Source organism: Bacillus sp. 05T22 (assembly GCF_056396765.1).
The window spans coordinates 1-6,198 of record NZ_JBFTMC010000169.1 but is presented as its reverse complement, the minus strand read 5'-3'; the positions used below and the strand labels follow the sequence as shown (position 1 = coordinate 6,198).

Genomic DNA, 6,198 nt, shown 5'->3' with positions numbered 1-6,198 from the left:
ATATATATGAGCTTTTTCACATAAACTTTTAGCAATAAGCAGCTTTTTCTTTTGTCCACCAGAATAATAAGATATATCTTTCTCAAATTGAATTCGGTCAAAATCCATCTTACGTAGGATGGATTTAAATAACGTCTCATCAATCTCGTGTTCTTCAATAAAGTCCGATAACGATCCCTTCAAATGAGAAGTATCTTGTTGGACATAGGAAATGATGAGTCCTGAACCTAAATTAACTGAGCCTGTATGCTGTATTGGATGTCCTAGAAGTAGTTTTAGGATACTACTTTTCCCGCTTCCATTCTTTCCATCAAGTACAAATCGGTCCCCTTGTTCAACTATGAAGCTAATTGGTTCATTTACTATTTGGTCATCATACTTAACAGACACATCAGTCAAAACAACCAATTCATTTGACTGAAATTTCAATTGTTCTAATTTTAACGACTCAGTTTTCTCCACATTTTTTAGTAATTTTGACTTTTCTTCAATTGCTTTTTGTTGCCTTGATTCAAGGCTCTTCGCTCTCTTCATCATCTTGGCCGCTTTATGTCCTACAAAACCCTTATCTAACTTAGATCCTGAATTCCTTGTTCCATTTTTGGAAGCTTCCACTTGATGAGACCAACCTGCTGAACGCTTTGAAGACTGTTTTAATCTCCCTATGTCTTTTTGAAGACGCTCATTTGTAGCCTCTTCGTGTTCCTGCTGTCTATCAAAATTTAACTTCCAAGAAGAATAGTTACCACTTTGAACTTCAATATTTGCTCTATTTATAGATAAGATATGGTCAACGCATCCATCTAAAAAGATTCTGTCATGTGAAATCAAAATAAACCCTTTTTTCTTCCTTAGATAATTAGAGACCATCTTTCGTGCATCAGTGTCTAGATGATTTGTTGGCTCATCAATTAATAGAAATTGACCCTCATTCAAAAACAGTGCAGCAAGCAACACCTTTGTTTGTTCTCCATTTGATAATGTTTTAAATGGTCGATACATGGCCTCGGCATCAACATTTAAATAGGATATTTCACGCAGAAATTCCCAATCTTCTGCTTGGGGACAAATTTCTTCAAGGATTTCATGAGTGAACTTGTTCTTATCCGAAACTGGGTAAGGGAAATAATTAAATTCTACCGAAGAAGTGATTTTCCCACTATACTCATAATTACCTAATAATAAATTAAAGAATGTCGTTTTACCTCGTCCGTTTCTACCAATAAACCCTAGTTTCCAATCCGTATCTATTTGAAAGTTTACACCTTCAAAAATATTATCAAAGCTACCTGGGTATGAAAAAGTTAAGTCTTGAACTTTTATCATTGACATAATAATTCCTCCTTTATATATCAACACTTTTCATATAAAGTCGGAATATCCATCAATTTTTTAATTCCTCCATATAAGTTTGATGGATATTAACGACTTATATAGAGCATTACATGTGTAACAATAGTGTCTGAATTACTCATTTTTTTCTCTCCTTTATTTGTAAGGTTACAGTTACGGATTAATAAATATCAACTTACCTATAAGAGAATAAAAAATCCTCCCAATTTGTAATCGGAAGGATTAGTAGTTCACTTATACTTAATAAGTCCTTATTAATCATTGGAATCATGACAAATAAAGTATGAACTGATTTGTGAAAAATGGATAGACTAACCCTATATTTTGTAGTTTGAAGTTATTAATTTCAAATTAAAATATCGATTAGTTAATCATTATTCATCCATCAGTCCTCTCATAATTCTATTTTTAGAGTAACATTCTTTTTTATGGAATGCAATATCACAATCATCTTTACCTCAAATTACTGTTAACTACTTCTTTAGAATCAACAATGTATATTCCTTCTTTCTTTATACTTCCCCTCCATAAAAAAATCCTCCCCTTAGATAAACAGATTTTATTTTTTATCACAGGAATTTTATTTGTACTAATGATGAGTCATTTGCAAAAGATATCTAGCACAGCTAGAGGAACAGGGGCAGCGTTAGCAAACTCTTCTATGTATATTGGACAAACAATTGGAGCGGCAGTAGGGGGAATGCTATTTGCATCGTTCCATAATTTTATATCAATTGGCTATTTTACGGCTGCTTTATATGTTTTTTCATTACTAGTGTTTAGAAAAAGTGATCGATACATAAAGAAAGAAGTAGGAGAAAAACAGAGGGCTGTTTCTTAAAGGGAAACCATAAAAATATTATGTGAACAAAAGGGTGAAAAGCACTGTTTTAGGCACATTACTAAAACAGTGCTTTTCGTTTAGATTGAACAGTTGCAGCATTTTCATCTTCGATTCCTGCTTCTTCAATAATTCGTTTTTGGGCTTTATCCAATAGGTGATTGACTGCCTCACCAAAATAGTTAGCTTCGCGCTTTGTGCGGGCTGCTCGTAAACATTTATAGTTTTCTATCAGTTCCTCTTTTTCAGAGTCTGTTAAGAAATCTTCTATTTTCTTTTTTGGCATACGAAACACCCTTTCTTCTGACAGACGACGCAATTCAGAAATATTTATTCCTCATTATAACAGTAATTTTTAAATGAAGTATAGATTAACGCCGTAATAATTTGTCAATTTCTTGAATTTTTTCATCGACTTTACTAATCTGTGTGTTTTTGGCCTGTTCACCGCCGAGGGCTTGATGAAGTAAGAATGTTTGCCCTGAAATGGCAGTGACAATGGACACTTTAATAATTTCTTTTATAGTAATCACATCAAATAAGACGAGTCCCAGAAGTGCAGCAAGACTACCAGTMAAAATATCAGTGAAAAACCCAARATGAAAAAATGTTTTYAAACGGCGTGGAAGCAATAACTTGCCTTGGTTATTGATAAGATGGGAAACGAAACCAGTCATGCCACCAATGAGAACAGCAGTTAGCCATTGATACATCTCCATCAAATCCACTCCTTTTAGTGAATAAGATTCGTTTTTTACATCCGTATTCCTTTTTAAATTTTATATAAGTATATTGAGAAAATTTGGTTTGGCTACATGCTCGTTCATTTTTATTATAACAGAAAATTCTGGTATATTTCAGTCTATTATGTGACGTTCTTTTTCATTATCATAAAATCTAGAAAAGGAGGGCGGAAAAATGAAAATAGATTACCGAATACGAAGTATGGAGAATTATACGCCAAATGTAGGACAACTTGTTAGTATGCTTGAGCATGCGAGAGCGGTTACATTGTATGAGATAAAAGATTTAACAGTAGAAAATTTAGATTTTATCTTGGTCGATGGTGGAAATTCTATCGGCGCATTGCTAAAACATATTGCCGCAATAGAAAAAGTTCATCAGCTCATTTCTTTCCAGAACCGAGATTTTACAAAAGAGGAGTTGAAGGGATGGAATGACGCTCTTTTTTTAGGAGAAGCGGGAGAAGAATTCGTGGGCATGAGGTGCAATACTACGTACAACTTTTTAATAAAGTTCGAGAAGAATCGCTGCGATATTTAAAAGAAAAAGATGATGCTTGGTTAATGTCAGAAGGTCGATGGGATAACGGGGGCATATATAATCAGTACTATTTGTGGTTCCATGTACTAGAAGATGAAATCAGCCATCGCGGACAAATAAGGACGATAAAAAAGTGTATATCTGAAAATTCGGTTAAATAAAGTAGCTTTTCAAAATAATATTACATATAATGAGATTAACTAAACTAAGAACGGAGTGATGTATTATGGCGATGATTTATATGGATGTTAAAGTAAATACAAAGGTGGACGGAAAGAGCGAGACTTTGTAAAGAATCGCGTCATCCTTCCACTGATCTCAAAATAGGGAGGATATAGATTTGAAGCAAAATTGTTTAGAAACATTCGGATGGGATTCTTTTTTTGAGGATCAATCTTTAGAAAAGTATGAAATAGGTCGAATTTTACTTGAACATAAGCACATGTACCGTATTATTTGTGATGATGGCGAATATATGGCAGAGTTATCTGGAAAGTTTCGTCATGAAGCATTAGATAAAGGTGATTATCCAGCAGTTGGTGATTGGGTGCATATAAAGAAAATAAAAGAAGAAAGCAAGGCAATTATTCATAGTGTTTTTCAAAGAAAAAGTTCCTTTTCTAGGCAAGCAGCTGGCGAAAGAACGGTTGAGCAGATTGTGGCAGCAAATGTTGATTATCTATTTTTAGTAAATGCGCTTAATCATGATTTTAATGTAAGAAGAATTGAACGTTATTTATTATTAGCTTATGAAAGTGGATCAATGCCTGTTATTGTTTTGACGAAATGTGACTTGTGTGAAGATGTGGAGCAAAAGATATTGGAAACAGAGGCAATAGCTATTGGTGTTCCAATCTTTGCAGTGGATAGTTTACAGCAAGCGGGAATTGAGTCCTTACAACAATTTGTCGCTTCTGGCAAAACGATTGCTCTTGTTGGTTCTTCAGGCGCCGGGAAATCTACTTTGCTAAATGCATTAATGGGAAGTGAAGTTGCAAAAACAGGTGGTATTCGCGAAGAGGATAGTAAAGGACGACATACTACGACACATCGTGAGTTGTTTCAATTACCAAGTGGTGGTTTAGTAATTGATACGCCAGGAATGCGAGAACTTCAACTATGGGAGGGAAGCGAAGCGATTCATGCGACGTTTTCTGATATTGAAAAATTTGCAGAAAAGTGCCGTTTTCGTGATTGCCAGCATGAAAATGAGCCTGGGTGTGCAGTTCGCACCGCTATTGATGAGGGGGTTTTAGAAGCAAACCGTTTGCAGAATTATAAAAAATTGCAAAGGGAAATTGCATACGCAATGAGAAAACAAGATCTAGCGCTTGCTCGTGCTGAGCGGGAGAAGTGGAAAAAAATAGCGAAGCAGAATCGGAGAAAGTAGAATAGAATGAGAAGCCAAAAGCTAATAGAATGCTTTTGGTTTTTTGTCATTTATTCTATAAAAATAGACAGTTATAGTCGAAAAATAAAGGAATTTGTTATAAGTATGTATAATTATTGAAAAGTAGACTATTTATAAAGGAGAAGAGTATGGGAGTGTATTGGGGAACGAAAAGACATTCTTGGCTTAGCTATGCCTCATTTTGGTTAAGTATTTCATTTTTTCTTATCTTTTTGATTGAGGTGTTTGTACTTAAAACACTTTTAAATAGTTCGAGTGGTGCAATGCAAATTATTAAATATTTTTATTTCATATTTGTACCATTAAATATCGTGATTAGTTTAAGACTATTGTTTAAAAAGAATGAAAAGAAAACATTACCGATTTTTAGCTTTATTGTATCGGTACTATTCGCCAGCTTGATAGTGGTATTAGCTTTAGTTGCTATAGGGAAAGTATTTTGATGAAAAACAGGAATGATAAATGTCATTCCTGTTTTTTCATGATTTATATACAGTAAAACTTTAATCAGTGAGGTTTTTCTTCTCCCCACTGATTATCAGCCTTCACCAATCGGGCTTTTACTGGTAGTTCATCCTCAACCTAATTTCTTAGCTTTCGCTGAATTTTGAGGTGGGAGTGTTACTACCAGCAAATAGCGGGATAAAAGTAGTGTAGTATAATAGGCAGAAGAATATAGCAAGTCAATTGATGTATGGTACAATAAGCTTGATAGTGATAGAGAAAAAGGGTATATAAAATACTCATCGTTTTTTAGTAAGAGAGGGGTTATCTTATGCTATACGAGGATTTAATGTCATTATTTCAAGCTGCTCCAATGGAAGATGGAAAAAATGGCTGGAAATATGTAATCCAAGAAGAAGATGGTAAGTACTCAATTGTTAATAGTGTATCAACAGAACATATGAGTGTAGAATTGTTTTTTAATGAATATGATGAGTTGCGAATTACTTTATATAAAGAGGGTCAGCCGATTACAACTATACAACGAATAGTAATCTTAAAAACCGAGTTAGAAGAGGATGGAGAAGGTATTCAGTTTGTTTTAGAGCGTATGCCAAGCCGAATGATTCGGTTACAATTAAAGCCATTCCTCGCAGTAGAAATGGCTTTGTATTGGGAAGTTTGTGAAGATTGTGAGTAAAAAAGCATCCGTACATTAATCTGTACCCTTTGTAAAGGACATTTTTAAAAAAAGTTATGCAACATCAAGAAGATGATTTCTGTATTCAACAGGAGTCATCTTTTTTAAATTCCATTGATATCTATAATGATTGTAATACGTCATGTAGTTCTTAATTTCATTTTT

7 protein-coding genes and 2 pseudogenes are annotated in these 6,198 nt (G+C 34.0%); 5 read left to right on the top strand and 4 right to left on the bottom strand.

Annotated elements, in window-relative coordinates; genetic code table 11:
• Window positions 1-1,332: ribosomal protection-like ABC-F family protein (gene abc-f, locus AC1DIT_RS26670; RefSeq protein ID WP_476998534.1), on the bottom strand; the 1,332-nt coding region annotated here is incomplete at its 3' end.
• A 577-nt stretch (window positions 1,333-1,909) separates the two neighbouring features.
• Here abc-f and AC1DIT_RS26665 point away from each other — a divergent pair.
• Window positions 1,910-2,194 (top strand): annotated as a pseudogene (locus AC1DIT_RS26665) (MFS transporter); the annotation flags it as partial.
• Between the two features lie 61 nt (window positions 2,195-2,255).
• Here AC1DIT_RS26665 and AC1DIT_RS26660 read toward each other — a convergent pair.
• Window positions 2,256-2,480 (bottom strand): hypothetical protein, encoded by a 225-nt coding sequence (locus AC1DIT_RS26660; RefSeq protein WP_016114560.1) that lies wholly within the window; start codon window positions 2,478-2,480, stop codon window positions 2,256-2,258.
• A gap of 85 nt (window positions 2,481-2,565) precedes the next feature.
• On the bottom strand, window positions 2,566-2,913 hold the full coding sequence (locus AC1DIT_RS26655; protein ID WP_476998533.1) for a DUF4257 domain-containing protein: 348 nt from the start codon (window positions 2,911-2,913) through the stop codon (window positions 2,566-2,568).
• Between the two features lie 199 nt (window positions 2,914-3,112).
• Here AC1DIT_RS26655 and AC1DIT_RS26650 point away from each other — a divergent pair.
• From AC1DIT_RS26650 to AC1DIT_RS26635, 4 genes and pseudogenes are all read left to right on the top strand, one after another.
• A pseudogene (locus AC1DIT_RS26650) lies at window positions 3,113-3,639 on the top strand (DinB family protein).
• 179 nt (window positions 3,640-3,818) lie between these two features.
• The gene (gene rsgA / locus AC1DIT_RS26645; RefSeq protein WP_016114563.1) at window positions 3,819-4,868 is read left to right on the top strand and encodes a ribosome small subunit-dependent GTPase A; all 1,050 of its coding nucleotides are present in this window, start codon (window positions 3,819-3,821) and stop codon (window positions 4,866-4,868) included.
• 149 nt (window positions 4,869-5,017) lie between these two features.
• Entirely contained in the window at window positions 5,018-5,332 is a 315-nt protein-coding gene (locus tag AC1DIT_RS26640) for a hypothetical protein (protein ID WP_016114564.1), read from the top strand.
• 332 nt (window positions 5,333-5,664) lie between these two features.
• The gene (locus tag AC1DIT_RS26635; RefSeq protein ID WP_016114565.1) at window positions 5,665-6,033 is read left to right on the top strand and encodes a DUF3979 family protein; all 369 of its coding nucleotides are present in this window, start codon (window positions 5,665-5,667) and stop codon (window positions 6,031-6,033) included.
• A 54-nt stretch (window positions 6,034-6,087) separates the two neighbouring features.
• Here AC1DIT_RS26635 and AC1DIT_RS26630 read toward each other — a convergent pair.
• On the bottom strand, window positions 6,088-6,198 hold a 111-nt coding region (locus AC1DIT_RS26630), incomplete at its 5' end, for an IS3 family transposase (protein WP_476998294.1).